The organism is Agriterribacter sp. (genome assembly GCF_035445465.1).
GTDB lineage: Bacteria > Bacteroidota > Bacteroidia > Chitinophagales > Chitinophagaceae > Agriterribacter.
Map to the genome: position 1 here is coordinate 18,048 of NZ_DAOMQT010000033.1, position 26,012 is coordinate 44,059.

The 26,012-nt window shown below is 44.0% G+C and carries 20 protein-coding genes; 7 read left to right on the forward strand and 13 right to left on the reverse strand.

Going from position 1 to position 26,012, the window contains the following annotated elements; genetic code table 11:
* Positions 1 to 2 precede the first annotated feature (2 nt).
* A complete protein-coding gene (locus tag PLE34_RS15005) occupies positions 3 to 1,325 on the forward strand; it encodes a TolC family protein (protein WP_324558257.1) in 1,323 nt (440 codons plus the stop codon).
* 118 nt (positions 1,326 to 1,443) lie between these two features.
* Here the strand turns inward: PLE34_RS15005 and PLE34_RS15010 are convergent, their stop codons facing one another.
* Genes PLE34_RS15010 through PLE34_RS15020 form a run of 3 tightly spaced genes read right to left on the reverse strand, consistent with a single transcriptional unit; the run spans position 1,444 to position 7,363 of the window.
* Positions 1,444 to 2,574: an efflux RND transporter periplasmic adaptor subunit gene (locus tag PLE34_RS15010; protein WP_324558259.1), complete on the reverse strand. Its 1,131-nt coding sequence runs from the start codon at positions 2,572 to 2,574 to the stop codon at positions 1,444 to 1,446.
* Between the two features lie 5 nt (positions 2,575 to 2,579).
* On the reverse strand, positions 2,580 to 6,938 hold the full coding sequence (locus PLE34_RS15015) for a CusA/CzcA family heavy metal efflux RND transporter (RefSeq protein WP_324558261.1): 4,359 nt from the start codon (positions 6,936 to 6,938) through the stop codon (positions 2,580 to 2,582).
* A 35-nt stretch (positions 6,939 to 6,973) separates the two neighbouring features.
* Positions 6,974 to 7,363: a hypothetical protein gene (locus PLE34_RS15020; RefSeq protein WP_324558262.1), complete on the reverse strand. Its 390-nt coding sequence runs from the start codon at positions 7,361 to 7,363 to the stop codon at positions 6,974 to 6,976.
* Between the two features lie 218 nt (positions 7,364 to 7,581).
* Here PLE34_RS15020 and PLE34_RS15025 point away from each other — a divergent pair, with 218 nt between their 5' ends.
* The 3 genes from PLE34_RS15025 (at position 7,582) to PLE34_RS15035 (ending at position 11,527) form a co-directional block, all read left to right on the forward strand.
* Entirely contained in the window at positions 7,582 to 7,887 is a 306-nt protein-coding gene (locus tag PLE34_RS15025) for a hypothetical protein (protein ID WP_324558264.1), read from the forward strand.
* Positions 7,888 to 8,324: 437 nt separating this feature from the next.
* Positions 8,325 to 9,602, forward strand: coding sequence for a Gfo/Idh/MocA family protein (locus PLE34_RS15030; RefSeq protein ID WP_324558266.1), 1,278 nt, complete (start codon positions 8,325 to 8,327; stop codon positions 9,600 to 9,602).
* Positions 9,603 to 9,781: 179 nt separating this feature from the next.
* Positions 9,782 to 11,527 carry a hypothetical protein gene (locus tag PLE34_RS15035; protein ID WP_324558268.1) on the forward strand — a complete coding sequence of 582 codons (1,746 nt, stop codon included), beginning with the start codon at positions 9,782 to 9,784 and terminating at the stop codon, positions 11,525 to 11,527.
* 4 nt (positions 11,528 to 11,531) lie between these two features.
* Here the strand turns inward: PLE34_RS15035 and PLE34_RS15040 are convergent, their stop codons facing one another.
* The gene (locus PLE34_RS15040; RefSeq protein WP_324558270.1) at positions 11,532 to 11,978 is read right to left on the reverse strand and encodes a cold-shock protein; all 447 of its coding nucleotides are present in this window, start codon (positions 11,976 to 11,978) and stop codon (positions 11,532 to 11,534) included.
* A 296-nt stretch (positions 11,979 to 12,274) separates the two neighbouring features.
* Complete coding sequence (locus tag PLE34_RS15045) at positions 12,275 to 13,882, reverse strand: OmpA family protein (RefSeq protein ID WP_324558272.1); 1,608 nt, start codon at positions 13,880 to 13,882, stop codon at positions 12,275 to 12,277.
* A gap of 158 nt (positions 13,883 to 14,040) precedes the next feature.
* On the opposite strand from PLE34_RS15045, the gene PLE34_RS15050 reads away from it, so the two are divergent.
* Both PLE34_RS15050 and PLE34_RS15055 read left to right on the forward strand, forming a co-directional pair.
* Positions 14,041 to 14,811 carry a porin family protein gene (locus tag PLE34_RS15050; protein ID WP_324558274.1) on the forward strand — a complete coding sequence of 257 codons (771 nt, stop codon included), beginning with the start codon at positions 14,041 to 14,043 and terminating at the stop codon, positions 14,809 to 14,811.
* Between the two features lie 221 nt (positions 14,812 to 15,032).
* Positions 15,033 to 15,467 (forward strand): hypothetical protein, encoded by a 435-nt coding sequence (locus PLE34_RS15055; protein WP_324558275.1) that lies wholly within the window; start codon positions 15,033 to 15,035, stop codon positions 15,465 to 15,467.
* A 397-nt stretch (positions 15,468 to 15,864) separates the two neighbouring features.
* Here PLE34_RS15055 and PLE34_RS15060 read toward each other — a convergent pair whose 3' ends face one another.
* From PLE34_RS15060 to PLE34_RS15090, 7 genes are all read right to left on the reverse strand, one after another.
* Positions 15,865 to 15,999: a hypothetical protein gene (locus PLE34_RS15060; RefSeq protein ID WP_324558276.1), complete on the reverse strand. Its 135-nt coding sequence runs from the start codon at positions 15,997 to 15,999 to the stop codon at positions 15,865 to 15,867.
* 34 nt (positions 16,000 to 16,033) lie between these two features.
* Positions 16,034 to 16,543 (reverse strand): bifunctional pyr operon transcriptional regulator/uracil phosphoribosyltransferase PyrR, encoded by a 510-nt coding sequence (pyrR, locus tag PLE34_RS15065; RefSeq protein WP_324558278.1) that lies wholly within the window; start codon positions 16,541 to 16,543, stop codon positions 16,034 to 16,036.
* Between the two features lie 29 nt (positions 16,544 to 16,572).
* Entirely contained in the window at positions 16,573 to 18,204 is a 1,632-nt protein-coding gene (gene pruA / locus PLE34_RS15070; RefSeq protein WP_324558279.1) for an L-glutamate gamma-semialdehyde dehydrogenase, read from the reverse strand.
* A gap of 91 nt (positions 18,205 to 18,295) precedes the next feature.
* Complete coding sequence (locus PLE34_RS15075) at positions 18,296 to 19,297, reverse strand: 4-hydroxyproline epimerase (protein ID WP_324558281.1); 1,002 nt, start codon at positions 19,295 to 19,297, stop codon at positions 18,296 to 18,298.
* Positions 19,298 to 20,761: an aldehyde dehydrogenase (NADP(+)) gene (locus PLE34_RS15080; RefSeq protein WP_324558283.1), complete on the reverse strand. Its 1,464-nt coding sequence runs from the start codon at positions 20,759 to 20,761 to the stop codon at positions 19,298 to 19,300.
* 124 nt (positions 20,762 to 20,885) lie between these two features.
* On the reverse strand, positions 20,886 to 21,791 hold the full coding sequence (locus tag PLE34_RS15085; protein WP_324558284.1) for a dihydrodipicolinate synthase family protein: 906 nt from the start codon (positions 21,789 to 21,791) through the stop codon (positions 20,886 to 20,888).
* A 75-nt stretch (positions 21,792 to 21,866) separates the two neighbouring features.
* Positions 21,867 to 22,616, reverse strand: a complete 750-nt coding sequence (locus PLE34_RS15090; RefSeq protein ID WP_324558286.1) for a TrmH family RNA methyltransferase — start codon at positions 22,614 to 22,616, stop codon at positions 21,867 to 21,869.
* Between the two features lie 14 nt (positions 22,617 to 22,630).
* Between PLE34_RS15090 and tamL the strand changes: the two genes are divergently transcribed.
* Positions 22,631 to 25,057, forward strand: a complete 2,427-nt coding sequence (gene tamL, locus PLE34_RS15095) for a translocation and assembly module lipoprotein TamL (RefSeq protein ID WP_324558287.1) — start codon at positions 22,631 to 22,633, stop codon at positions 25,055 to 25,057.
* 14 nt (positions 25,058 to 25,071) lie between these two features.
* On the opposite strand, the gene truB is transcribed toward tamL, so the two are convergent.
* On the reverse strand, positions 25,072 to 25,773 hold the full coding sequence (truB, locus tag PLE34_RS15100) for a tRNA pseudouridine(55) synthase TruB (protein WP_324558288.1): 702 nt from the start codon (positions 25,771 to 25,773) through the stop codon (positions 25,072 to 25,074).
* Between the last annotated feature and the right edge of the window lie 239 nt (positions 25,774 to 26,012).

Here is a 26,012-nt window from a genome sequence, read left to right on the forward strand (position 1 = left end):
TTATGGAGTGGAAAAGAATCATCAGCATCGTTACAATAGCATGCAGCTTACATATTACGGTAAAGGGACAGCAGATGATTACGCTGCAGGAGGCGATAGCCGCCGGACTGCATAGTAATTATGATATATTGTTATTAAGCAATGATTCCGTAGCTGCAGCTACAGATAAGCGTTATGTATATGGCGCTTTCCTGCCAAATATAAATGCAACAGCAGGTACCCTGTGGTCTACCTCGGCACAGAAGCAAAAATTTGATACAAGAGACGATGTTGAAGGCTCGGGCATTAAAACAGGCAATATTAATGCTGCTGTCAATTTAAACTGGACTTTATTTGACGGGTTAAAAATGTTCGCCACCAAACAAAGGATTGATGAATTATATAACCTGGGAAGCATTAACCTCAAAGCGCAGGTGGTGAACACTACCGCGGAGATCATTAATAATTATTATCTTATTGTGCGGCAGAAACAGTTGCTTAAAGCAATTGAGGAACAAATGTCTATTAATGAAGAAAGGGTGAAACTGGCCGACAGGAAATTATCAGTGGGGTTAGGTACAAAGCCGGAACTGCTGCAGGCTAAGGTAGATCTGAATGCACAGAAAGCGGCCCACCTTGAGCAGCAAACGATCATGATCCGGTTAAGAGATCAGTTGAATCAGTTAACCGGCATGCAATTGCCGGCAGTATATGAAGTGGCTGACTCCATTCCATTGGAACTGGATATGAATATATCCGATATTCAGAACCAGGTGGAAACTTCCAATCCTACTATTTTACAGGCACTGAAGAACGCGGATATTGCCAGGATTTCCCTGAAAGAAGCAAAGGCTTCGCGGTGGCCGGTTATTTCTTTTGTATCGGCCTATAATTTTACACGTAATGAGAACCATAATAATATAAACCCCTTTGCTTCTACTTTCAGCCGTAATAAAGGATATAATTTTGGATTTACCGCTTCCATTCCTATACTCAATAATTTAAGCGTTAACCGAAATATACAGCAGGCAAAATTAGACGTGGAATACCAGGACATTGCCGTATCCAAACAAAAGAGCCTGGTAAATATCTGGATTAAAGTAGCTTATAACAGTTACCAATATCAGGTTACCGCTCTTAACCTGGAAGAAGAAAATATTGAGCTGGCCAAGGAAAACGTGATGATTGCGCTGGAACGTTTCCGGCAGGGGATATCTACCTATCTTGAACTGCGCGAAGCGCAAAAAAGCCTGCAGGATGCTTATGACCGCCTCATTGCTGCAAGATATAATACCAAGCTTTCTGAAACGGAACTGCTGCGGTTGAAAGGAGAAATTATAAGATAATTTGAATTTAAGACCTGACTGCCGTCAGGCAGGTTTATGATTTGAAATTCATACTGCATGGCTTTCAGCATTCAGACAGCCTTCTCTGCATTTCAAATATCAAATATGAAATCTCAAATCAGTCTTCTTCTCCCGCATTCTTCATCTGCGACAATGCTGCATAGGCGTTTTTAATGATCACTGTTTTGCCATTCAAATCGCCTGTTTTGCCTGCAACTTCTACCATCCCTCCTTCTTTCATACCTGTTTGAACAGGCAAAAGATAGAAGCTGTTGCCTCCCTTGTCTTCCAGCACAAACTCATCACTACCATACCGCACTACGGCGGCTTCGGGTACGGCGGTTACTTCCGCGTTACTCACTTTAATACGGGCATTCAGGAACATGCCGGGCAATAATTGTTGGGGCTCTTCTTCAAAGTGGCAATGTACCAGGGCGCTGCGGTTGTCGTCAACATTTTTAGTTACCAGCAATACCTCACACTCATATTCAGTGGAAGGATCATCTACAAAAGTGACCATTACTTTTTGTTTGGGTTTTACTTTGGCCAGATCTTTTTCAAACACGGTAAGCACAGCATGAATATCTGCAGGGTTAATCAGTTCAAACAACACGTCTGACGCGTTTACATATTTCCCGATGTTAATATTTACTTTCGACACAAATCCATTAATGGGCGAATACAAAGGAACGCTTCTCGAAATCGTATTTTCATTCAGCTTGCCCGGATTAATACCAACCAGTTTCAGCTTTTCACTGTATCCTTTTACCAGCGCTTTTTGCGAAGTAAACTCCTCCTGCGCGCGCTGGTACACTTTGTCGGCATTTACTTTATTCTCATTCAGCATCTTCTGCCGTTCAAAATCCTTTTCCGCATACTGCAGTTTTGCCTGTGCTATCAGGTAATCCTGCTGCAATTGTATCAGGGCCTGATCTTCCATAATAGCAATTACTTCTCCTTTGTTTACGTGCATGCCTGGCAGCAGCTTCGTGTTTTTGAGGTAACCACCTAAGGGAAAGCTGATAGAAACAATATTTTGCGGGGGCACATCCACCAGTCCATGTACTTTAAGCTCGCTGTTCAGCAATTGTTTTTGTATAATACCTGTTTCAATACCCGCGCTTTTAATTTGTTCTGCGCTAAGCGTTACGGTATTTTCCGGTAACGTATGCAGCTTTTCTTCTGTTTGCTTTTTTGAAGTGCAGGCTGTTATCAGTGTCAGCAATGAAATGATATATAAATAACGCATAAGTTTTATTTTCCGGTTAAGTATTCTAATTCAATAAGTGTTTGATTGTACTGATGCACCGCGTCTATATAGTTTAGCCGGATGGATACCGCGTTGTTCATCAGCGTTGTCCATTCTAAATAGCTGATCTCTCCATTCTCAAAACTGAGCTTCGCGGTTTGTATGATCAGTTCTGCCTGTTGTAACCCGGTGTTTTCATAATACTGCAGATTGTTTTGCTCTTTTTGGTATGTCGTTGTAAGTTGCTGCAGGTTATGCTTTATAAATTGCTCCGTAGCCTTTGTATTGATGCCTGCCACTTCTTCCTGTATTCTGCCGGCTTTAATCCTTGCTTTTGCAGCGCCGTTAAATAAAGGAATACCCACGGTAAGACTGGCAATGTGAAAACGGTTGCTGCCGCTGTAGTACTTTTGATGAACGCCGTCGGCGCTATGATAGCCAATAATGGATTGGTTACTGTAGCCAACAGCAAAATCGGGCGACAGCTTTGCTTTTTCAACACCGGTTTGTGCCGTTGCTATTTTCTCCTGCAATTGACTATACTGTATTTGGGGGTGGGCAGTAACACTGGCGCTGTCTGCCAGAATAGTACTTTCCATTTTTAAGGAAGTATACGCCGGAAGCAAAAGTGCGTCGGTACGGAGCAGCCATTGCAATTGCTGCTGCAATAGCAGTATATCGGCGTTTAGTTGCTGCTGCTGTAATTGTAACTGCTGCAACTGCGCGTCTGCCGTAGTTTTTTCCAGCACATTGCTTTCCCCCGCCTTCAGGCGCAGGTCTGCCGATTGCTGAAAACGACTATATACCGAATCTAAACGTTGTAATAGCTGCTTTCTTTCCTGTCCGTCAATCAGTGCATAAAACACCAGTTTGATCTCCCGCTGCAATTCAGCCTGTTTCCAGTTGACTAATTGCTCCTGTGCGGTTTGCCGGCTTTTATACAATTGCTGCTGCCGGCGATATACTACCGGCAGGTTAAAATCCTGACTTACAAAAAAACGGGTATCCTTTTGTATGCCGTTAATGCCGCCGTATTCCCCGCCTGCCTGGGTTTTACCGGGGTCAAAAACGCCAGACTGTAATTGTTCCCAGTAACCGGCTTCCTTTTTTAATGATTGCAAATGCAGGTTTTGCGCACTCCCCATTTTCAGCATTTCATCCAGCGTTAGCCTTTGCTGGCTTTGCACAGAACCGCATAGCAGTAAAAATAATACAACAGTTGCCGCAGGTTTGATTTTGATTTTTTTCATTCCTCCTTTTTCGAACCAGCTATATAAAACCGGCAGTACCAGCAGGGTAAGCAGGGTGGCGGTGATCAATCCGCCAATTACAACGGTGGCTAATGGCCGCTGCACTTCAGCGCCGGCTCCCTGGCTCAATGCCATGGGTAAAAAGCCCAGCGAGGCCACGCTTGCCGTCATCAGCACAGGGCGAAGCCTTATTCTTGTTCCTTCCATAATAATTTGTTGTATGTTCTGAATACCTGTTTGTTTTAAGCGGTTGAATTCTGTAATCAAAACAATACCATTTAATACCGCTACACCAAACAGGGCGATAAAGCCTACTCCCGCTGAAATGCTGAAAGGCATATCCCTTGCCCATAAAGCCAGTATGCCGCCAATAGCAGATAAAGGAATAGCGGAGAAGATCAGCAGCCCATACTTCAGCGAGCCAAATGCGAAATACAACATCACCAGTATGAGCAGCAGCGCTACAGGAACGGCAATGGATAAACGCTGTGTGGCCTCTACCAGGTTTTCAAACTGCCCGCCATATTTTATATAATAACCAGCCGGCAATTTTAATTGATTATCTGCTTTTCTGCTTAGTTCATCTACCACCGACTCTATATCCCTTCCCCTTACATTAAAACCTACAATAATCCTGCGCTGCGCGTTTTCACGCTGAATCTGGTTAGGACCTTCTTTTATATCAACCGATGCCACCTGGTACAACGGCACCTGCAGACCGGCAGGAGTGGGGATGAGGAGTTGCTGCACATCGGAAAGGTCTTTTCTTCCTTCATCCTCCAGCCGTACAACAAGATCGTAGCGTCGTTCATTTTCGTAAATGATACCGGCAGCTTCCCCCGCAAACGCCGTCCGCACCATGCGGTTCACGTCCGAAATATTTAACTGGTAGTGCGCCATAGCTTCCCGGTTGTATTTGATTACGATCTGGGGTAAACCCGTGACGCTTTCTATATAAATGTCGTGGGCGCCTTCTACGGTAGATACAATATTACCCATATAGTTAGCGTAAGCTGAAAGACTGTCCAGGTCTTCTCCAAAAATTTTGCAAACAATATCCTGGCGTGCGCCCGATATCAGCTCGTTGAACCGCATCTGTACCGGGTACTGGAAACCATGTGTGATACCGGGAACCACTTCCAGCGCTTTGCTCATTTTATTGGCCAACTCATCAAAAGATGTGGCGGAAGTCCATTCTTTTTTAGGTTTTAACGTGATCATTATATCCGTCATTTCCAGTGGCATAGGATCGGTAGGAATTTCGCTGGCGCCAATACGGGTTACAATCTTTTCCACTTCCGGGAAACGGCTTTGTAAAATGGCCACTGCCTTTTGGCTCTCCTTAATTGTTTCGGTCAGGGAACTCCCTGCAAGCAAACGTGCGTCTACGGCAAAATCGCCTTCTTCCAGTTTGGGAATAAATTCGCCGCCGAGCCGGCTCATGATAAAAACAGCTACAGCAAGTAACAGTATGGCAAATGCTACTACCATTTTCGGAAAAGTCAGCGCCTTTTTCAATAGCGGCTGGTACCAGCCCTGCAATACGTTCATCATCTTATCGGCCCAGGTATCTTTGTGCGAAAGTTTTTTGTTTAAGCACAGCGATGACATCATGGGCACATAGGTAAGCGAAAGCAAAAAGGCGCCAATCAGCGCAAAAGAAACTGTTTGCGCCATGGGACGGAACATTTTTCCTTCGATACCTGTAAGGGTAAGAATGGGTAAATACACGATAAGGATAATGATTTGTCCAAATACCGCGGCGTTCATCATCTTACCCGCGGAAGAGCTTACTTCTTCGTTTAACCTGGCTTGCGTTATACGGGTTAAACCGGCAAACTGTTTGTTGTGTCCAAGTCTGTGCAACACCGCTTCCACAATGATGACCGCGCCGTCTACGATCAATCCAAAATCCAATGCGCCCAAACTCATCAAATTGCCCGATACGCCAAAGAGGTTCATTAAAATAACGGCAAAGAGCATCGACAAGGGAATAACGGATGCCACAATTAAACCCGCTCTTAAATTGCCCAGGAACAATACCAGCACAAAAATTACGATGAGGGCTCCTTCAAGCAAATTTGTTTTTACCGTTCCAATGGCATTATCCACCATTTTAGTACGGTCGTAAAACGTTTCAAGCACAATGCCTTCCGGCAGCGTTTTTTTTATCTGCTCAATTCGCTTTTTCACATCTTCAATCACCTGCGAGGCATTGGCATCTTTCAGCATTAATACTACCGCTCCGGCTACTTCACCCTGGTCTTTATAGGTCATGGCGCCGTACCGTATAGCATGCCCAATGCGTACTTCCGCCACATCCTTCATATATACGGGTATACCGGAACTGGTATGTTTTACAAATATTTTTTCCAGTTCAGCAGTAGTAGTGGCTAATCCTTCTGTTCGGATAAACAGTGCTGCCGGACCTTTTTCAATATAAGCGCCGCCGGAGTTCTGGTTGTTCTTTTCCAATGCGGTAAATACATCGGCAATAGTAACATTCATGCTCTTAAGATGATCGGGCTGCACGGCTATTTCGTATTGCTTCAGGTAGCCTCCAAAACTGCTCACATCCGCAACACCAGGTGTACCCAGCAATTGCCGGCGAACGATCCAGTCCTGCATGGAGCGCAGCTCAGCCAGGTCGTACTTTCCTTCATACCCTTTTTGAGGACGCAGCACGTATTGGTATATTTCTCCAATACCTGTGGTAGTGGGCGCCAGTTCAGGATTACCTGCATCGGATGGTATTTGTTCGCGCACCAGGTTCAGTCTTTCGCCTACCTGTTGCCGGGCCCAGTATATATCCGTGTTATCGTTAAACACAACGGTTACTACCGATAAGCCAAACCTTGAAATGGAGCGCATTTCTTTTAGTCCGGGGATATTGGCATTAACCTGCTCCAGCGGAAAAGTAATCAGCCTTTCCACTTCTGGCGCGGCTAAAGAAGGCGATACAGTAATGATCTGCACCTGGTTACTGGTAATATCCGGCAGGGCATCAATAGGTAAATTTTTCAGGTCTATGGTACCCCACACAATGAGCGCCAGGGTAAATAAACCTACAATAAGCTTGTTCCTTACGGAAAAGCGAATAATAGTATTTAACATGTAAAATAATTTGGCCTGTAAATAAAATGGTCAGTCTATATTATGCAGGCCTGGCGTGGGGGTTGAAAAATGCCGAAGGAAGAAAACTGGGGCTTATTGGTTTCATTATAGCAATAAAATACAGCCGGTATTTCAACAGGCGGATCAATTTCAACGGTAGCAGGTTCGTAAATGCAAACTGTACTGTTTATCATATGGCAATCTACATTTCGGAAAGGCAGTTGCTGATCCTGCTTGAAATCATCGGTAATTTTAACCGGTTCGAGGTAATGTATTTTAATAAATGCACTGAAGTTCATATGGGGATCGGCTGTACGGTGCTGCTGAAAATGCTGCATTAAGTATGGAATACGCAGCAACTGGTGACATTCTGTATATGCCAGGATATGTAAAGAGAGCAGCAATATGCCGGTAAGCCGTTTCACGGGGGCAAGTTACGAAACCGGTTTAATATTTCAGATATTTGCGGCTATGAGTTTCGACATGTTTATATATGATATTTAATAAAATAGAATTTTGAGTTTGCCCGGGATCAGGGCGGAAAGAGATAGTGATTTTCGGGGTACGCTGTAGGTTTCAAAATCATCCGCCTGTATTTTGATCTCACTTCACATTTCTTTTATAACAGCACATACAAATTATTATGGATACAGATGAATTATCTTCAGAAGCGTACGAGGGAATAATAGTGGAGGCCGAAAAGTTTAATCACGACCTCTCATTGCCATTTGGTTTACTGGCTTCCTCCTGTGAAAATGAGCAGGAATACCTTATTGAAGCAAAAAAATTAATAACAGAAATAAAAGCGCTTAAAACACACGAACTATCCGGTATGTTTTTTGACGCTGTTCCAGACAAGAAAGATCTACACCAGGCACTGGACGGCATATTGGCTAATATTTTTTTAGTGGAAAAAATTCCGGAAGGAGAAAGACATTATGATTTTTGAAGGCAAACAATTGGTTTGGAATTTTCCGGAATTTGAGAAAAGGAGCATTTGATTTTCGCAGAGCAAAATAATTTATACGTAGTTCCCTGGGTGGGATTAGCCACCCAGGGAACTACGCACTGATAGCGCCAGGTATATAGCAGTTTATGCATTTACCAGTTTTTCAATCTCGAATTTTTTCATCTGCATAAATGCCTGCATTCAATCCCATAAATCATTTCCCACGCCCCACCGGGTCGTCCGGGCTGGCATTCAGCTCAAAAGTTACTACCATAGGCGTATCATCAATTCCTCCTGTCTATTTTTTATCTGGCAGCAATGGCAATATCTATTTTTGGATTGCGGTTTATGTAGAGCGGAACCAATACCGTGAGTTACTGCATTGTAGTATATGAATTCTGTTTATATTTAAGGTTCAATTCTAAACTCATAAGCAGATGCACAGAAAAACATTTATAAAAAACACCTTGCTTGGCGCGGCGGCATTTACCATTGTTCCCCGGCATGTATTAGGTGGCAGGGGCTATGTAGCGCCCAATGACCGTATTAACCTGGGTTATATTGGTAATGGAAAACAGGCAAGAGGTTTATTGAATGCTATTACGGGTGTTGCTGAAACGATAACGCTGGCGGCATGTGACGTAGATAGAAAGAAGCTGGAGCATTTTGTAAACCTTGCAAAAGCCGCTAATGCAAAAAAAGTAAGCGCGGATGTAACTCCGTATGCCCATTACCGGGAGTTGCTGGAGCGTAAAGATATTGACGCGGTAGTAGTAGCTACCCCTGACCACTGGCATGCCCAGGTAACTATTGACGCGGCAAAAGCAGGAAAAGATATTTATTGCGAAAAGCCGCTTGCCTTAACTATTGCGGAGGGGAGGGCAATGGTTGAGGCGGTGCGAAAATACAGGCGGGTATTACAAACCGGCAGTATGCAGCGTTCCCAGAAATATTTCAGACAGGCAAGTGAACTGGTGCAGAATGGGTATATAGGACAGGTAAAAGAAATTAATGTGTCGGTTGGTGAGCCGGTAAAAGAATGCGATCTGCCTTCCCTGCCTGTTCCGGAATACCTCGACTGGAATACATGGATCGGACCTTCATTATACCGGGGCTACAATCCCGTATTATCGCCACCCATTGAAGATAATTCCTGGGCCTGGTGGAGGGGTTACAAAGGTTTTGGGGGTGGTTATATTACCGATTGGGGCGCCCATATGTTTGATATTGTACAATGGGCTTTGGATATGGATCATTCGGGCCCGGTGGAATTTAATCCGCCTTCAACCCCCGGCGCAGAAAGTGGCCTGTCTTTTATTTATGCTAATGGAATTGTGGTTAATCATAAGCAATGGGGAGAGGGAAATGCCATCCAGTTTATAGGTACAGAGGGTACAATAGAAGTGTCAAGGTCGTTTTTACGTTCGAACCCTGCCCATATTGTTGGTTTGCAGCTTAAATCATCCGATAAGAAACTATACCACAGCGATAACCATCACCAGGATTGGATCAATGCCATCAAAAAAAGAACAAAACCTATTGCGGATGTGGAGATCGGGCATCGTACAGCTACCGTGTGTAATGCGGTAAACATCGCTTATGAACTGCAACGGCCGCTGAAGTGGAACCCCAGGAAGGAAAAGTTTGATGATGATTCGGCTAACCTGATGATCTCAAGACCTTACCGTGCGCCATGGAATTTTAAAGATTTTTAAAAGAAGTATTGGCTGCTATCAGCATTACAGATAACCCATGTGCATCTACGTACTTCTGTGGCAAAACAGAAACACTGCAGGCACATAATAAAACAAATATCTGTCCTGAAGAGAAGGGGGCCTTTTATTATAAATCCCGAAACAACTTTCGTATCTTATAGCCACTAAAATTTACAGCTATGAGAAATTATATTATTCTCGTGCTTACCTCTTTTATCGGATCTTTGTTATTTTTTCTTTTCAAAACGCCTGGCGCTGCTTATGTTTATCAAACCCCGCAGGCTATACAATCCTATAAAAAACAATATGCACTGGGTTGTAGCCCCAACCTTTCCGGCATTAATTTTAATGACAGCGCCAATATCATTCCGTTGCTGGATGGTTGGGGAAAACATCGTATGCCGGTAACGGTAATCAATGATAGCGCCGCGATATATTTTCAGCAGGGCATCAATATGTATTATGGCTTTCACATTATTGAAGCCCTGGCCTCTTTTGAAAAAGCTGTACAATTTGATAAGAATTTTGCTATGGGGCACTGGGGAAAGGCTTTAGCCTATGGCCCCAATATCAACGATTTTGGCTATGCTGCATCGCCTGAAGCGTTGGCCGCAGTGCAAAAGGCGGCCGAACTATGCGGTAACTGCACCCCTGTTGAAAAAGCATTGATTACCGCCATGCAAACCCGGTATTCTGCCGACACCACACAAACAAGAGCATATTTAAACCAGTTGTATGCCGGTGCAATGAAGAAAGTGCATGAAACCTTTCCACAGAGTGGCGATGCCGCCGCTTTATATGCCGACGCGTTAATGGTGCAGCATCCTTGGAATTTGTATGACCGGTTGTATAAACCCAAACCCTGGACGCCGGAGATCGTACGTGTGCTGGAGCAGTTGGTAAAGCAATTTCCTGATCACCCGGGAGCAAGTCATTATTATATTCATGCTATTGAAGGGTCGGAGCATCCTGAAAGAGGATTGGCTGTTGCCAACCGGCTGGGCGCTATGATGCCCGGCCTGGCACACCTGGTGCACATGCCTTCTCATATTTATATCCGTTCCGGTTTTTACAGCAGGGGAGTGCAGGTTAATGAAAATGCGGTGAAGGGATATTACCGGTATCTTGCCCAATATCCGCCTGTAGTTAATAATGCGTTTATTTATATCGTCCATAACCTTCATATGCAGGCAAGTTGTGCTAATATGGCTGGTGATTACGCAGCCGCATTGAAAATATCGGAAGATGCAAAAAATAGTTTTGATAGTTCATGGCTTGATGCAGGGGGCTATTTTGGCATGTATGCGCAGTACGTGTATATGACACCCTTTTTTACCCAAATCCGTTTTGGTAAATGGGATGAGATATTGAAAACGCCTGCTACCAGTAATTCCCGGTCATATGCGAATATTATACGGCATTATGGGCGGGGGTTGGCTTATGCCCGGAATCAACGGCTTGAAGCGGCCAAAATGGAACTGCAGTATATGCGCGATAGTATGTCTTCCGCTTTATTACACGAAAGTCCTCCTGCTTTTAATCCTGGTATTGCAGCAGTGCAGGTAGCCGAAAAGATATTGGAAGGTGTTATTGCAGAAGAAAGCAACCAGTACGCCCAGGCAGCCAGGCTGCTGGAAGAGGCAGTGAATAAGGAAACCGGTATGCTGTATAATGAGCCGAAAGATTGGCCGCATCCTGCAAGGCAGTACCTGGGACACGCTTTGCTAAAAGCTAAACAATATGCAGCCGCTGAAAAAGTATACAGGGAAGATCTGACTGTAAATCCTAATAACGGATGGTCGCTTACCGGGCTGGCAGATGCATTACAGCACCAGGAAAAAGAAAGGGAGGCTAAAAAAGTACGGCAGCAGGCTACAGCGGCATTTACAGAAACTGGCGTGCCAATTACAGGATCTGTATTTTAAAGTATTAAGTAGAAAGCTTCACATTAACGGCATTAGCGCCTTTAGGTCCCATTTCAACTTCAAAGGTTACTTTGCTGTGTTCTTTAACCGGTTCTAACAATGAATTGATATGCACAAAAACACTTTCCTGTGTTTCTTTGTCCTTAATAAATCCATAGCCCTTCGATTCGTTAAAGAAGGTAACGATTCCTTTCCGGATAAGATCTGCCGGGTCAACAGGTACCTGCCTTGGAACCCCAATCTCAATATCTTCCGCGTTAATCTTTACTTTTTTCCGGGGATCCGGAGGAGTGGATGAAAAGTTCCCGTTTTCGTCTACATAGGCCAGCATATCGTCTAAACTCTTGCCGGATTTTGAATTTTCCTTTCGTTCTTGTTTGCGTTCAGCCTTTTCTTTCTTGTTTTGTTGTTTTTTCTTTTCTCTTTCTTTTTTACTCCAGGTTTCTGCCATAAATATAATTTTACTTAATGTTTAACTGATTGTTTTTTCAGGTGAAGAGATTGCAGGAAAAGTGATGAAGCCTTTCGCGTGTCCTTTCAAAAGTACGAAATTTCCTGCTATTTAAAGGCAGATGTTTGTAAGTTAGGCCTGGCCTTGATTTTATAGTCCAGGCTGGCTGAATACAGGCCTATGTTCTTCTTTTTAAATGTATTAACTCAACAGATGATTTTCTTTTGTATACCCTGCAAATTGAAGAAGTAAAAATGGATCCAGATTTTCCAAAGGAATAGTTTTCCCAGGTGACACTAATTCTTCAGAATTTTGAATTCAACTCTCCTGTTCAATTGCCTTCCGTCATCCGTATCATTAGTGGCCACGGGCTTTGTTTCGCCATATCCCTGCGAAATGATCTTGCTTTCGGTTATGCCTTTAGAAAGGATATAATCCCTTACAGACCTGGCTCTGTTATCGCTTAATGTAAAATTATATTCATCGGAGCCTTTACTGTCGGTATGGGCGCTCATTTCTATTTCTATGGCAGGGTTCTCTTTCAGCAACTTTACCACCCTGTCTAATTCTACGTAGGATTCGGCGCGCAGATCCCATTTATCAAAATCGAAGAATACGTTGTTCAGCCGTACTACCTGCCCAATTTCAATAGGAAAAAGATAGAGGTCTTTATGTATCTCTTTATATCCCGCTTTGGTTAAAGAGTCTAAGTTCAGGTTTTCTGACTGCGCAAAAAACTTATCCGCCGTTGCCCTTATGAGGTAATTCTTATCATAAGGTAACACCATTTTAAACGCGCCGTCTGAGGGATTAGACACACCGTTTCCAGCTTCTGTTCCATCCGGTAACGTTTCATATATAAGGGAAGCGCTCAGCGGTTGTTTGGTTTTTGCATTATACACATTGCCACTCACCAATACCACGGGGTTAGGCTTTTCTTTCTCCAGTAATTTTACCCGCACAATATCGCTTTCGCCATAGGTATCCAGGTTAGTGGTTAAATAGGCGTATTCACCGCCCGCGTCCAGTGTAAAAAATGCGTCCCAATCCTCCGTATTAACCGGACTGCCGAGGTTAACCGGTTCACTCCACTTTTGCCATGATTTATCTAATCTTTTGGTCATCCATATATCATTATCTCCCAATCCGCCCGGCCGGTTACTGCTAAAATATAAGGTTACGCCATCCGCAGCCAGGTAAGGCGTCATTTCATCATATGCCGGTAAATTTATTTTCTTACCCAGTGTTTTGGGTTCAGTCCATGTACCATCGGCTGTTAAAAAGCATACGAACAGATCATTATCCGGACTACCTCTTTCCGGGGTCATATACAATAAAAGTGTTTGACCGTCGTGGGCCATGGTAGCACCGGATTGACGTCCTTTATCATACTTTTCATAGTTTTTAATGTACAGCATATCCGGAGGGCTCCAGGTGCTGTCTGCCTGCAGATGGCTCATGCTTACACCTTTACCCAGAAAAGCGCCTTCGGTAAATGCGCCGCGTATTAAAATCCTGTTATTGTCGGGCGATATCCAGTACACGGCGTTATAATGTGTGCTGTTTAAAGGAGAACGCATATGCCGCGCCTCACTCCAGTTGCCCAGGCTATCTCTTTTGGAATACCATATGTCCTGCGAATTGGGCACAGAACGGAATTTTGTATTGGCCGGATGGTTTTGGCAGATAAAGAACAGCAGGTTGCCATCTGCCGATATGGTTGGTCTTAGTTCCGGCAAATCAGAATTGATATTAATGCCCAGGTTTTCAATTTTAACGATAGTGGAAGCGGTAATGATGTTGGCTGCCTGGGGTACTAATACTACAGAGCTGTCGAAAGCGGTTTGCGCTGCAATGGTTTGTATATACGCATACGCTATAAAAATGAAGATGGTCTTTTTCACGATACCGGATTTACCATAAAACGTAAATTTCTCCTAAATAATATATGTGGTTAGACCAGGCAGCACATGGTTAGGTGCTCATGTGCAGAAGATTAATTCTGGTACGGTTGTTTCTTTCTTAATTTAGAAGGTAATTTGACTATATTAAATGAAACAGTATGAAAAATTATATTGCACTATGCATTATTTGCTGTTGTGTTTTTTTACCCGGTTCATTATTTTCCCAAACCATATCGGCGGGCATTAACGGGGGTATTAGTATTCCCCAGTTAAAAAGCAGCGGAGACAATGAAATCAGCAAGGATTATTCATCAAGGCTTGCAGCTACTTTTGGACTGTTTGCCGATATAGGCATAACGCAGCAATTCTCCGTAAAAGCGGCTGTTAATTACGCCGGGCAGGGCGGAAAAAGACAAGGTATGCAGCCGGTTACGGCTATTCCTCCCGCGCTGTCGCAAATGCTGCCACCTGGCACCATACTGTATGCGGATTTCAAAAATGAATCTGTTTTAAATTATCTCGAAATTCCGGTTACGGCAAAATTCAGATGGGGCAGTACACTAAAGTATTACCTGAATGCAGGGCCTTATATTGGTATTTTACTGAACGCTTCTCAAAAAACAAATGGCAATAGCCGGCTTTATTTTGATAAGGGAGCTACCCAGCCACTAAGTATGCAGGGACAACCATTGCCTTCCCAGTCTTTTAAGGCTGATACCGATATCAAGAAGGATATCAACCCGGTTAATTTGGGTATTACAGGAGGAATCGGGTTAGCCTACCCGGTTGGGGGTTCCGGTGAAATAATCTTAGATGCAAGAGGAGCCTATGGTTTAACAACTATTCAAAAAGATACCAAAGCCAATGGTAAAAGTCGCACAGGAGGTTTGTTTATAACACTTGGTTACGCCTATACGTTTCATCATTAAGAAACTCAGCTCGTCCCTAATAACAAACAGTTAACCAACGCTGGTTATGCCTGTTGCGTTAAGGGCTTCGGGCGTGTTGCTCCATCTGATCAGCACCTGCACGGATGCATGTGCAGGAACGATACCCCTGTTTTTTTGTAAATTTGCGTTGTCCTTTTTCTTCTGCAGTTTACCTGCTTAAATCATGTCACCGCGCTTCTTCACTTTAAAAGATAAAGTATATGGAATACGAAAATTTTCAAACCCCGTTTTCTAAAGCCTTCTTAACCGGACTTTTTGTGGGTATTATAAGCACTTTCATTTGCTTAACCTATAACCTTGTTTACCGGACCGAAACAGGGTTTATGCCAACAGATATCATTAATGTTGCTTCTATTATTTTTGGGGTGAACATCCTCTTCATTGTGATTGGACTGATTTATTTTGCACTTACAAAAGCGTCAGCAAAAGGTGAATTGGTTTTTATCATTCTGTTTTCCCTCCTTACTGTGTTTTTGGCCTGGCAGGCGGAAGGAGTGAACCGTTCCGTAAATCATGAGATGACCGTGCAATTCAGGGGCTTGTTATTAGGTGTTATTATTATTATGGGAATTGGCGCTTCTTTCCTGGTTCCTTTCCTTTTTCATAATAAAAAGTTTGAAAGGAACGTGTTATAGGTTAATGTAATTAAACACGCTCAGGTACTAAAGCAAGGTATTTACCTTTACGTTTTTTTCTAAAAGTGCTGGTATAGTATATATCAGCGCTTTTTATGTATCATATTAACGAACCTGCCCTCTTATAATACCGGAAGGATTAAAATTGGAATGCGCATTTACATATGCTTTAATTGTTAACAAATGGAAGTAAGATGTCATTCGTAGAAAAGGAATAACACAGGAATGGAATATTTAAGTTACAATAAAATGCTGCCGTGTGCAAGTTTCCTGAGGTTAGTTTTGAGCATACGATGAATTGCCTCTAATGGTTGCGCGGGTCAATACTATTCCTGGGTTGCTGTAAAGGTTGTGCAGGCTGATACGACTAATACGAGTTACCGATAAATGTGTTTTTTTAGACTGACTGCCGGCACAATAAGCCAATAAATCCTAATTTTTTATACAACGGCACATTATGCGCCAGTTCGCGCTTATGAAAGAAGTTGTATACAGCATATACCAGTTTTGTACGTTTGATGAGTTCTATCATAGTCAATAGTCAATGAAATGGTTGGTAGCCGCTCTCAGTATAATACCACCTCTTCCTTATCCCATTCTACTGTTACTTTTTGCGAAATAATGGAATCTATGGCTTTACCGCAATAATCGGGTTGTATGGGTAATTCGCGACTGAAGCGGCGGTCAATCAATATGCAAAGCTCTACCTGGCGTGGCCGCCCAAAAGTAAGTAAAGCGTCTAAGGCTGCCCGTATGGTTCTGCCCTTATGCAGCACATCGTCAATGAGCACAACTTTTTTTTCTTCAATAGAAAATGGAATATCTGTTTTATTGGCAGCATGCAGTTCGTTGCGCACATCATCGCGGTAAAAGGTAATATCTAATTTACCATATTTTACATCAATGGCAGGATAGAGCTTCCGGATGTGAGCGGCGATCCTGTCCGATAAAAAAACGCCACGGGGCTGAATACCGATCAATACAGTATTTGACAGATCACTATGCCGCTCAATGATCTCGTACGCCAGGCGCTGTATCGTAAGGTTTAACTGGTAGGGATCGAGAATGATTTTCAATGCATGAATATTTTAACAGCGAATGTAATTTATTTTTCACCTAAAAAGGGGTACGCGTAATCTGCCGGCGGATTAAAGGTTTCCTTAATGGTTCTGGCGCTCAGCCAGCGATACAGGTTAAGCATACTGCCGGCTTTATCGTTGGTGCCGCTGGCCCTGGCGCCGCCAAAGGGCTGTTGTCCTACCACGGCGCCTGTAGGCTTGTCATTAATATAAAAGTTACCGGCCGCATGGCGAAGTTTATCCGTGGCCAGCGCTACCGCTGCCCTGTCACGGGCAATAACGGAGCCTGTTAAACCGTAGGAAGAGGTTTCGTCAACCAATTGCAGCGCGTCTTCAAACTTGCCGGCATGGTATATATAAATGGTTAATACCGGGCCAAAGATTTCTTCGCACATCGTAACATATTTGGGCTCTTTTGCTTCAATAATGGTGGGCTGAATAAAATAGCCTTTGCTTTTATCGCACTTGCCACCTGCCAGTATTTCCGCTTTTTTGTCTTTTTTCGCGTTATCTATATATGCTTTTATTTTATCGAAAGCTTTTTCATCAATAACCGCATTAATGAAATTAGAAAAGTCTTCCACTGTTCCCATTTTGAAACTTTTTATACCGGCCACCAGCTTCTTTTTCACGTCAGCAGCAATATTATCAGGAATATAGGCTCTTGAAGCGGCAGAGCATTTTTGCCCCTGGTATTCAAAAGCCCCACGCAATAAAGCGGTTGCTACAATATCCGCGTCAGCGCTTTTATGAACGATCACAAAGTCCTTTCCGCCTGTTTCTCCCACAATACGCGGGTAGCTTTTATAGGAAGCAATATTTTCTCCAATCGTTTTCCATATCGTGTTAAATACGGCCGTAGAACCTGTAAAGTGAACTCCCGCGAAATCGCGGTGCGAAAAACAAATTTTCCCAAGTACAGGTCCGTCCACGTATATTAAATTGATCACTCCATCGGGCAGCCCGGCTTCTTTTAAAATGCGCATGAATAGCTGCGCTGAAAAAACCTGGGCGTTGGCCGGTTTCCACACTACCACATTACCACACATGGCTGCCGAAGTGGGCAGGTTGCCCCCGATAGCGGTAAAATTAAACGGCGTAACCGCAAGCACAAATCCTTCCAGTGAGCGCCATTCCATACGGTTGTGTACTCCCGCGGAGCTAACCGGCTGCTGCTTGTATATTTCGCTGAGGTAATGTACGTTAAACCTTAAAAAATCAATGAGTTCACAGGCTGAATCTATCTCTGCCTGGTAAGCATTTTTGCTTTGCCCAAGCATAGTAGTGCCGTTCATAGAAGAACGGTATTTTGTTGCCATGAGATCGGCGGCTTTCAAAAAAATATTCGCCCTGTTCTCCCAGCTCATACCGGCCCATGCCGCTTTGGCTGCCAGCGCTGCATCAATAGCCTGTTGCACGTGCTTTTCATTGCCTTCATAAAAATATCCTAATACATGGCTGATCTCATGCGGCGGACGAATAGCCACTTTTTTACCCGTTCTTACTTCTTTGCTGCCGATATACATCGGTATATCTGCCGTTTCTTTTTTAAGCTCCGCCAGTGTTTTTTTCAGGATGATCTTTTCTGCGCTGCCTGCTGCATAGCTCAGCAAAGGTTCATTTGCCGGTAAAGGATAGCTGAAATAACCTAAGCTCATAACGGTATAATTGATGTAATGAACAGATGAATTGCAAAGATAAGGCAGAATGGGAGTGCACCTTACTACTTATCACTTACTCCTTCTTACTTCATATCACCTGGAAGCCGTAAGCGTAAGGATCATCTTCGGGATCAATAGTAATGGTATTGTGTCCGTAAATCCTGGCCCAACCCTCAATTCCAGGGCGAATAGCGGGTTTGCCGTGCACATTCAGCTCTTCTTCTATGGTTCCGGTAAACGTAGAGCCGATGATGCTTTCATGAATGAAAGTATCTCCTTTTTTGAGCTTGCCTTTGGCATACCATTGTGCCATACGGGCAGAGGTGCCTGTGCCGCACGGGCTGCGGTCTATGGCTTTATCGCCGTAAAAAACGGCGTTGCGTGCGGTGGATCTTTTATTCAGAACGGCGCCTGTCCACAAAATATGGGAGCAGCCTCTTATAGTAGGATCATCGGGATGTACAAATTCATATTTTTGATTGATGCGGTTACGCAATTCGCCCGACCATGCAATGAGCTGACCGGCAGTATAATGTTCCAGCCCTTTAAAATGGGGCTGAACATCTGCTATAGCATAAAAATTACCGCCGTACGCCACATCAATTACCAGTTCCCCCAGTTCAGCACAGTCAACGGTTAACTCTTCCGCGGCAAGAAATGCCGGTACATTGGTGAGCTTAACGCTTTTTATTTTGCTGCCTTCCTGTTTGTAGCTGATCTGCACCAGTCCGGCAGGTGTTTCCATGCGTACAGTGCCGGGTGTTTTCGGTACAATCAATCCTTCCTCCAGTCCAATGGTTATAGTGCCGATAGTACCATGACCGCACATAGGTAAACAACCGCTGGTTTCTATAAACAACACAGCCACGTCATTTTCTGGGTCATGCGGCGGATATAAAATACTGCCACTCATCATATCGTGGCCGCGTGGCTCAAACATCAGTCCCTTTCTTATCCAGTCGTAATGCTTTAAAAAATACTGCCGCTTTTCACTCATATTGCTTCCCTGCAATACGGGTCCTCCGCCTGCTACCAAACGCACAGGGTTACCGCAGGTATGGGCATCTATGCAGAAGAAAGTTTTTTTCATTTAGATGGTTGCATTGGTCCATTCATTGTTCACTATTCTCCATATATTTTGCGGATTGTTGTTCTTCAGCGCATCGGGCAGCATGTTGTCTTTAAAACCCTGGAAACACACCGGGCGTACCCAGCGTTTAATAGCGGTGGTGCCAACTGAAGTAAACCTGCTGTCGGTAGTGGCAGGGTAGGGGCCGCCATGTACCATGCTGGCGCATACTTCAACGCCTGTGGGCACATCATTTAAAATGATTCTTCCTGCCAGCGTGGTTTGCAGATCAATAATATCGCGGTTAGCGGTAATATCGGCATCCGTAGCCATAACGGTGGTGGTTAGCTGCCCTTTCAGTTGTTTCAGTACAGCCATTAATTCTTCTTTATTATCGCAGCAAACCGCTAAGGAATAAGGTCCAAAAACTTCTTCGCGGAAATGCGGGTTTTGTAAAAAGATATTTGCTTTTACTTTCGCTACTGTTGGAAAAGCTTCTTCTTCACCGGCAGCTTTTGCAGCCTGTCCTATTTTTTCTATTCCTATTTGCGATAATGCCGTATTCAATCCTTTGCTGTAGGCTGCATGAATACCGCTATGCAGCATCTTTTGCGGAAGGATTTGTGTGATTTCAGTGCCCAGCAGGGTCAAAAAGTTATCCAATGCATTACTTTGCACGGCAACCAGCAGGCCCGGATTGGTGCAAAATTGCCCCATGCCCAAGGTAATGGATGCGGCATAACTTTTGGCTAATGCTGCCGCGTTTTGCTGCAGGGTGTCATGTAAAAACACTACGGGGTTAATGCTGCTCATTTCCGCAAAAACCGGGATAGGCGTCTCCCGCTGGTTGGCATATTCCCATAATGCTTTGCCACCACCGAATGAGCCGGTAAAACCCACAGCAGTTGTGTTGGGATGTATAACCAGCGCTTTACCGGCAGTACTGCCGGAACCTAATACATGCTGTACGGTATGGGCATGTACGCCGGTTGTTGCGATGGCCTTTTGTATAGCTTCAAAAACGAGCTGCGAAGTTCGGGCATGCGCCGAATGTCCTTTAATAACTACGGAGGAGCCCGATGCCAGTGCGCTTGCCGTATCACCGCCGGCAGTAGAAAAGGCAAACGGAAAATTACTGGCGCCAAAAACCACTACAGGGCCTACAGGTAACAGCATTTTACGGGTATCGGGTTTGGGCGGTGTGCGGGTTGCATCTGCGGTATCAATAGCTGCTTCCACCCAACTGCCTTCTTCAACAAGGCGGGCAAACATTTTTAACTGGTTAGTAGTACGGCTCAGTTCTCCGTTTAAGCGGGGGAGAGGAAGATTGGATTCTTCATGCGCTACGGGTACCAGCAATTCCCTTGCCGCTTCTATTGCTGTGGCTATTTCATTTAAAAAACCGGCGCGTTCCGCGGGGCTGAGGGTCTTATAGCTGTTAAACGCATCCAGGGCGTTTTGCATTACCATATTAATATCGTTCATTCCTTATTTTTTGATGCGCCAAGGTACGGCATTTTGGTGAGTGGTAAATGATGAGTAGTCAGTGGTGAATAGTGAATTATGAGAAGGGAGGCGTGAGAAGTATAAACGGTGAGAGTCTGTGGGATCAGCCACCGCCGGTAACCGGGCGGGTGGATAGCGCATCATTGATCACTTTCAGTATACGTTCTCTTTCTGTGTCAATAAGCGCTAAGCGGGGCGCCCGTACATATTCACTGCCGATGCCGGTTTGGGTTTCCGCCAGCTTAATATATTGCACCAGTTTAGGGTGAATGTCTAATTCAAGCAGGGGCATGAACCAGCGGTATAACGCTAAGGCAGCTTCATATTTCCCCTCTTTTACCAGCCGGTATAAGGTAACGGTTTCTTCGGGGAAAGCGCATACCAGTCCGGCCACCAATCCATCAGCACCCAGTGCAAGCTCTTCAAAAGTAAGCGTATCTACACCGCAAAGTATTTTAAACCGTTTACCGAAGCGGTTGATCATTCGCGTTACGTTGGTTACATCGCGGGTAGATTCCTTAACCGCTTCTATATTTTTTACTGCCTTTAACTCTTCAAACATTTCCAGCGTGATCTCAATCTTATAGTCATTGGGATTATTGTAGAGCATGATAGGCAGATCGGTGGAACCGGCAACACTTTTAAAATAGGTAACCGTTTCCCTGTGATCGCTTTTATACCGCATGGGAGGCAATAGCATCAGCCCGTTGGCGCCCCATGCTTTAGCCAATGCCGCCTGTTGTATAGCTTCGCGGGTAGCACCTTCGGCTATATTCAAAACTACGGGTATGCGGTTCTGTATTTTTTCAACAGCAAATTTCACAAGCCGCTCTTTCTCCTGCTCCGTTAATACGCTGGCTTCGCCCAGGGTGCCACCCAGTATAATGCCGCTAACACCTGCTTTTAGCTGCGCGTTGAGATTCTTTTCAAAAAGCGGGAGATCTAATGCGTCTTCAGCCGTAAATTTTGTAGTAAGCGCGGGATAAACGCCTGTCCATTGAATTGCCATTGGTTGAAAATTTATTCGTTAAATGGTAAGTTAATAAAAAGTATAATATCACAAATACCAGGAACATTTTTTATGCTAATGCGTTATCAGGTGAGACAGTATGATACCTGTGGCTACCGCCGCATTTAAAGATTCTGCCTCTCCGGTCCGGGGTATGGTTACCTGTTCTTTGCAGAAGCCTAATAGCTCAGGATGAACGCCTTTGGCCTCATTGCCCATCAGGATGGCGCCATGCGTTAGCGGGGAGCAGTGATATATTGATTTTCCATGTAATGTTGCCGCATAAATATCAACACCGGCATTTGTTTTGCACCAGTCTGTAAGGATCGTATATATTACATTTACCCTCAGTAAGCTTCCCATGGTAGATTGAACGACCTTGGGATTATACAGATCGGCACATTCAATGCTGCATAATATGGTGCTAATGCCAAACCAGTCGGCTATACGCACTATGGTACCAAAATTACCCGGATCCTGGATGCCATCCAGCATTAAGAAAACGCCCGGAGGAACAATAGTCTCCTGCCTGTCTTTCTTTTTTTGCACAATGGCAAGTACCTGGTTGGGGGTGCTGCGGGAAGAGATTCTTTCCAGATCGGTCGTTTCTATGCTGAAAATAGCGGATGGATTCATCCTTTTTAACAGTATATCGTTATCGCCCAGCCAATTTTTAACAGCATATAGCGCAAGTATGCTGCCCGGCGCCTGTAACAGGAATTCTTCCGTAATTTTGGGGCCTTCAATTACAAAACATTCTTCTTCATCCCTTAATTTTTTATGGTATAAACTTTGGATATATTTGACCCTTGATTTGCTGAGCATCCTTATTTTTATTTATGCCTGATCCACCAACAAAAATACATTCTTCTTTCTTCAATCATTTCTATTTCATCATAATCATTGCAGCACTGGCATCATCATGTACGGTAGTTAAAAAATACCATCCGTATAAGCCCTTTGTTTTTGAAAATGAAATAAGCATTAACGGCAAAATAAGTTCCGCTGAAAAAAAAGAGCTGGAAAATAAACTGGAAGCCCAGATAGAGGATAGCGTAAAGCCCGTTTTTAAGAGCGTTTTATTTGTACGGCATGTGCTCAGCAACCCGGCTGTGTTCGACAGTAATTATGTTAAGCGGTCTGTTGAGAATATGAATAACCTGCTGCACAATAACGGCTATTACCGGAGTGATGTATATGCTGAATGGAATAAGGTGGATACGGTTATCCGTAATGAGAAACCAGATCAGTACCGGTTGAAGGTGCATTATTATATTAATGCGGGGAATGTGTTTCGCATAGATTCCATAAGCTACCATTTTACCGATACCACATTGCAAAGGCTGGTAAGGGAAAACAATGATAAATCACTTTTGAAAAAGTCGGATCCTTTCAGCAAACAAAAAATTGATGAAGAGCTGAACCGGCTGATAGATGTATTTCGTAATAATGGTTATTACCGGATCAACCGGGAAATGCTCAAAGCGCAGTTAGATACCGTAAATGTGTCGCTGATAGACGCGTCTGCAGATCCATTTGAACAAATACGGCTCCAGGTGGAAGCGCAGCAGAAGCGTCAAAATCCCACTATAGATATTGCCATCCTGGAAATACCTTTAAAAGACAGTACCATTACGCAATTATATAAAGTGGGCAATGTTGTGATATTCCCCGATGAGCCGGCAGAGCTAATGACAGGCGCACGGCGGGGTCTCCGGCGAACCGAATATGGCGGTTACAGCATTTACAGCCGTTATAATCTTTTTAAGCCCTCTTTCCTGGCAAAAAGAATTGCACTGAAGCCCGGCGATTTGTTTCGTGCATCCAATTTCAATAAAACATTGCTCAACTTCAACCGCATTGAGGCCTGGCAAAATGTAACCATTAATGCTCGTCCTGTGGATTCTATTGAACCGGTAGTGGATTTTTTTATCCGGATGGTTCCTGCCAAAAAATATTTTTTCAGCGCCGACTTTGAAGGGTCAAGCATACTTTCTGCACAAAACCAACTGTATAATGCCGGTAATAAAGGACTGGCGATTAATTTCCAGCTAAAGAACAGGAATGTAGCCCGCCAGGCGCTGCAATTAGAAAACGTACTGCGAACCGGTATTGAATTTACGGATTTCCGGAAGATACTTTCTACAGAAGTGGGGTTAAGCAACCGGCTTATTTTCCCGCGCTTACTCACCCCATTCAGGCTAAAGAACCAGGAAGATTTTTTGAACGCGAGAACTTATGTGAACTTAGACGGGTCGTATATAGACCGGTATAAATATTATAAGATCAATACGATTAATGCTTATCTCGGTTATGAATTTCAGAAAAGAGCCAACATTAACTGGCAGATCAGGTTTCCTAATGTTGAGTTTACCCGTATTTATAATATTGACCTTGGTTTTGAAGAGCTGATCCGCGACTATCCGCTGCTTTCGTATTCTTATAACAACGGGCTTATTATGGGGATTAACGGAACCTATACCCGCAGGTTCAATGCTTCCAATCCGCGGGTATTTAATTTTTTGAGATTGTATGGTGAAGAGTCGGGACTACTGATAGGTGAGCTGTTTAAAAAACAAACAGCGAACAGGGAACCGCTTGGACAATTATACCGCTTCATAAAAGTAAGCGCAGATTTCAGGCATTATGTTACGCATGCAAAATCAATGTGGGCGTACAGGGCATTTGCCGGGTACGGACTTGGCTTTAAAACAGAAAACCGGCAGGGAGATATTTCCCTCCCGTTCTTCAGGCAGTTTTTTGCCGGCGGCCCTAACAGCATGAGGGGATGGCAATTGCGTAAACTTGGGCCCGGCTCCAGCATTTTTTATGATACCCTCAGGGTTCGTACTATTACAACCGATCCGCCTGGCGTAGTAGAGAAAAAGTTTGACGACAGGTATGCCGATATACAGTTAGAAGGAAATATTGAATACCGGTTCGACATTTTTCCTGTATATGGCTACTGGCTGCGGGGTGCTTTGTTTACCGATATCGGCAACGTTTGGGTAAGAAGGTCTTCCAGTCCTGAATTTAAATACGCTGTGTTTGACATCGGCAGATTGTATAAAGATATTGCGGTGGCCGGCGGTGCAGGGCTTAGGTTGGATTTTAAGTTTTTTTTATTACGGTTCGACTTTGGCTGGCGGTTAAAGGATCCTTTGTATGCATCGGATGAATTTATAAAACCACAAAATGATGGCTGGTTCATTACTTCTAATATGAGAAGCCCTGTGCTTCAGTTTGGCATTGGATATCCTTTTTAAATGCATGTTACCGGCTACTGATTGTTCCCGGGCCTCAGCGCTTCCGCCATTTGCTGAAATGCTTCCATGCTCATGGCGTCTTCGAGCGTAAACTCTCCTATTCTTGTACGGCATAAGCTGCTCAGGTAAGCGCCGCAGCCCAGGGCATGGCCATAGTCGTTCGCCAGGCTACGGATGTACGTTCCCGTGGAACACACTACCTTAAAATATACTTTGGGTAGTTCAATACCCGTAATGGTAAATGCTTGTATGAACAATGTTCTGGGTTCCAGTTTTACCGCTATGCCTTTGCGGGCCAATTCGTATACGGGCCTGCCGCCCTGCTTTATGGCGGAATGTGCCGGGGGAACCTGCTGAATTTGCCCGGTAAATTGTTCTGTTAATTCATGCAACTGGTTTTCGGTAATATGATGGTAATCCTTAAAATTTTCGGGCCCGCTTTCCAGGTCGTAAGTAGGTGTTGTTGCCCCAAGCGTGAAACTGCCGGTATATTCTTTTTCCCTTGCCATGTACTCATTTATCTTTTTAGTGAATTTTCCGGTACATACGATCAGTAATCCTGTGGCTAAAGGATCAAGGGTTCCGGCATGACCTACTTTTTTTATTTTTACAGCAGAACGTATTTTTCTCACTACGTCAAAAGAGGTCCAGCCTAATGGTTTATTGATCAGCAATACTTTTCCTTCGGCAAACGGATTATTTTGTTCAGACTGCATGCGGCTTGAAAGTTTGGAGCAAAGATATGGGCAGGGGATATGAAAATGTGGAAAATGTGAGAAGTGTGGAACTGTGGAGACAGGCAAGTGGTTTGGATTTTGGCCGTTTTTCGGATTTGCAGTTTCGGATTTGAAATTTATTTGGTTCTTGTTATTTGTTATTTGGTTCTTTTTGTATTTCTTCGAGTTTCGTGCTTCCGGCTTCGGATTTTGTGTTTTATTTGGTTCTTGATGCTTTT

Bases quoted from the DNA above. Each gene is read 5' to 3' on its own strand.
- PLE34_RS15005 (WP_324558257.1), top strand. From the start codon at position 3: ATGGAGTGGAAAAGAATCATCAGCATCGTTACAATAGCATGCAGCTTA.
- PLE34_RS15010 (WP_324558259.1), bottom strand. From the start codon at position 2,574: ATGCGTTATTTATATATCATTTCATTGCTGACACTGATAACAGCCTGC.
- PLE34_RS15015 (WP_324558261.1), bottom strand. From the start codon at position 6,938: ATGTTAAATACTATTATTCGCTTTTCCGTAAGGAACAAGCTTATTGTA.
- PLE34_RS15025 (WP_324558264.1), top strand. From the start codon at position 7,582: ATGGATACAGATGAATTATCTTCAGAAGCGTACGAGGGAATAATAGTG.
- PLE34_RS15030 (WP_324558266.1), top strand. From the start codon at position 8,325: ATGCACAGAAAAACATTTATAAAAAACACCTTGCTTGGCGCGGCGGCA.
- PLE34_RS15035 (WP_324558268.1), top strand. From the start codon at position 9,782: ATGAGAAATTATATTATTCTCGTGCTTACCTCTTTTATCGGATCTTTG.
- PLE34_RS15040 (WP_324558270.1), bottom strand. From the start codon at position 11,978: ATGGCAGAAACCTGGAGTAAAAAAGAAAGAGAAAAGAAAAAACAACAA.
- PLE34_RS15050 (WP_324558274.1), top strand. From the start codon at position 14,041: ATGAAAAATTATATTGCACTATGCATTATTTGCTGTTGTGTTTTTTTA.
- PLE34_RS15055 (WP_324558275.1), top strand. From the start codon at position 15,033: ATGGAATACGAAAATTTTCAAACCCCGTTTTCTAAAGCCTTCTTAACC.
- PLE34_RS15060 (WP_324558276.1), bottom strand. From the start codon at position 15,999: ATGATAGAACTCATCAAACGTACAAAACTGGTATATGCTGTATACAAC.
- pruA (WP_324558279.1), bottom strand. From the start codon at position 18,204: ATGAGCTTAGGTTATTTCAGCTATCCTTTACCGGCAAATGAACCTTTG.
- PLE34_RS15075 (WP_324558281.1), bottom strand. From the start codon at position 19,297: ATGAAAAAAACTTTCTTCTGCATAGATGCCCATACCTGCGGTAACCCT.
- PLE34_RS15080 (WP_324558283.1), bottom strand. From the start codon at position 20,761: ATGAACGATATTAATATGGTAATGCAAAACGCCCTGGATGCGTTTAAC.
- PLE34_RS15085 (WP_324558284.1), bottom strand. From the start codon at position 21,791: ATGGCAATTCAATGGACAGGCGTTTATCCCGCGCTTACTACAAAATTT.
- PLE34_RS15090 (WP_324558286.1), bottom strand. From the start codon at position 22,616: ATGCTCAGCAAATCAAGGGTCAAATATATCCAAAGTTTATACCATAAA.
- tamL (WP_324558287.1), top strand. From the start codon at position 22,631: ATGCCTGATCCACCAACAAAAATACATTCTTCTTTCTTCAATCATTTC.
- truB (WP_324558288.1), bottom strand. From the start codon at position 25,773: ATGCAGTCTGAACAAAATAATCCGTTTGCCGAAGGAAAAGTATTGCTG.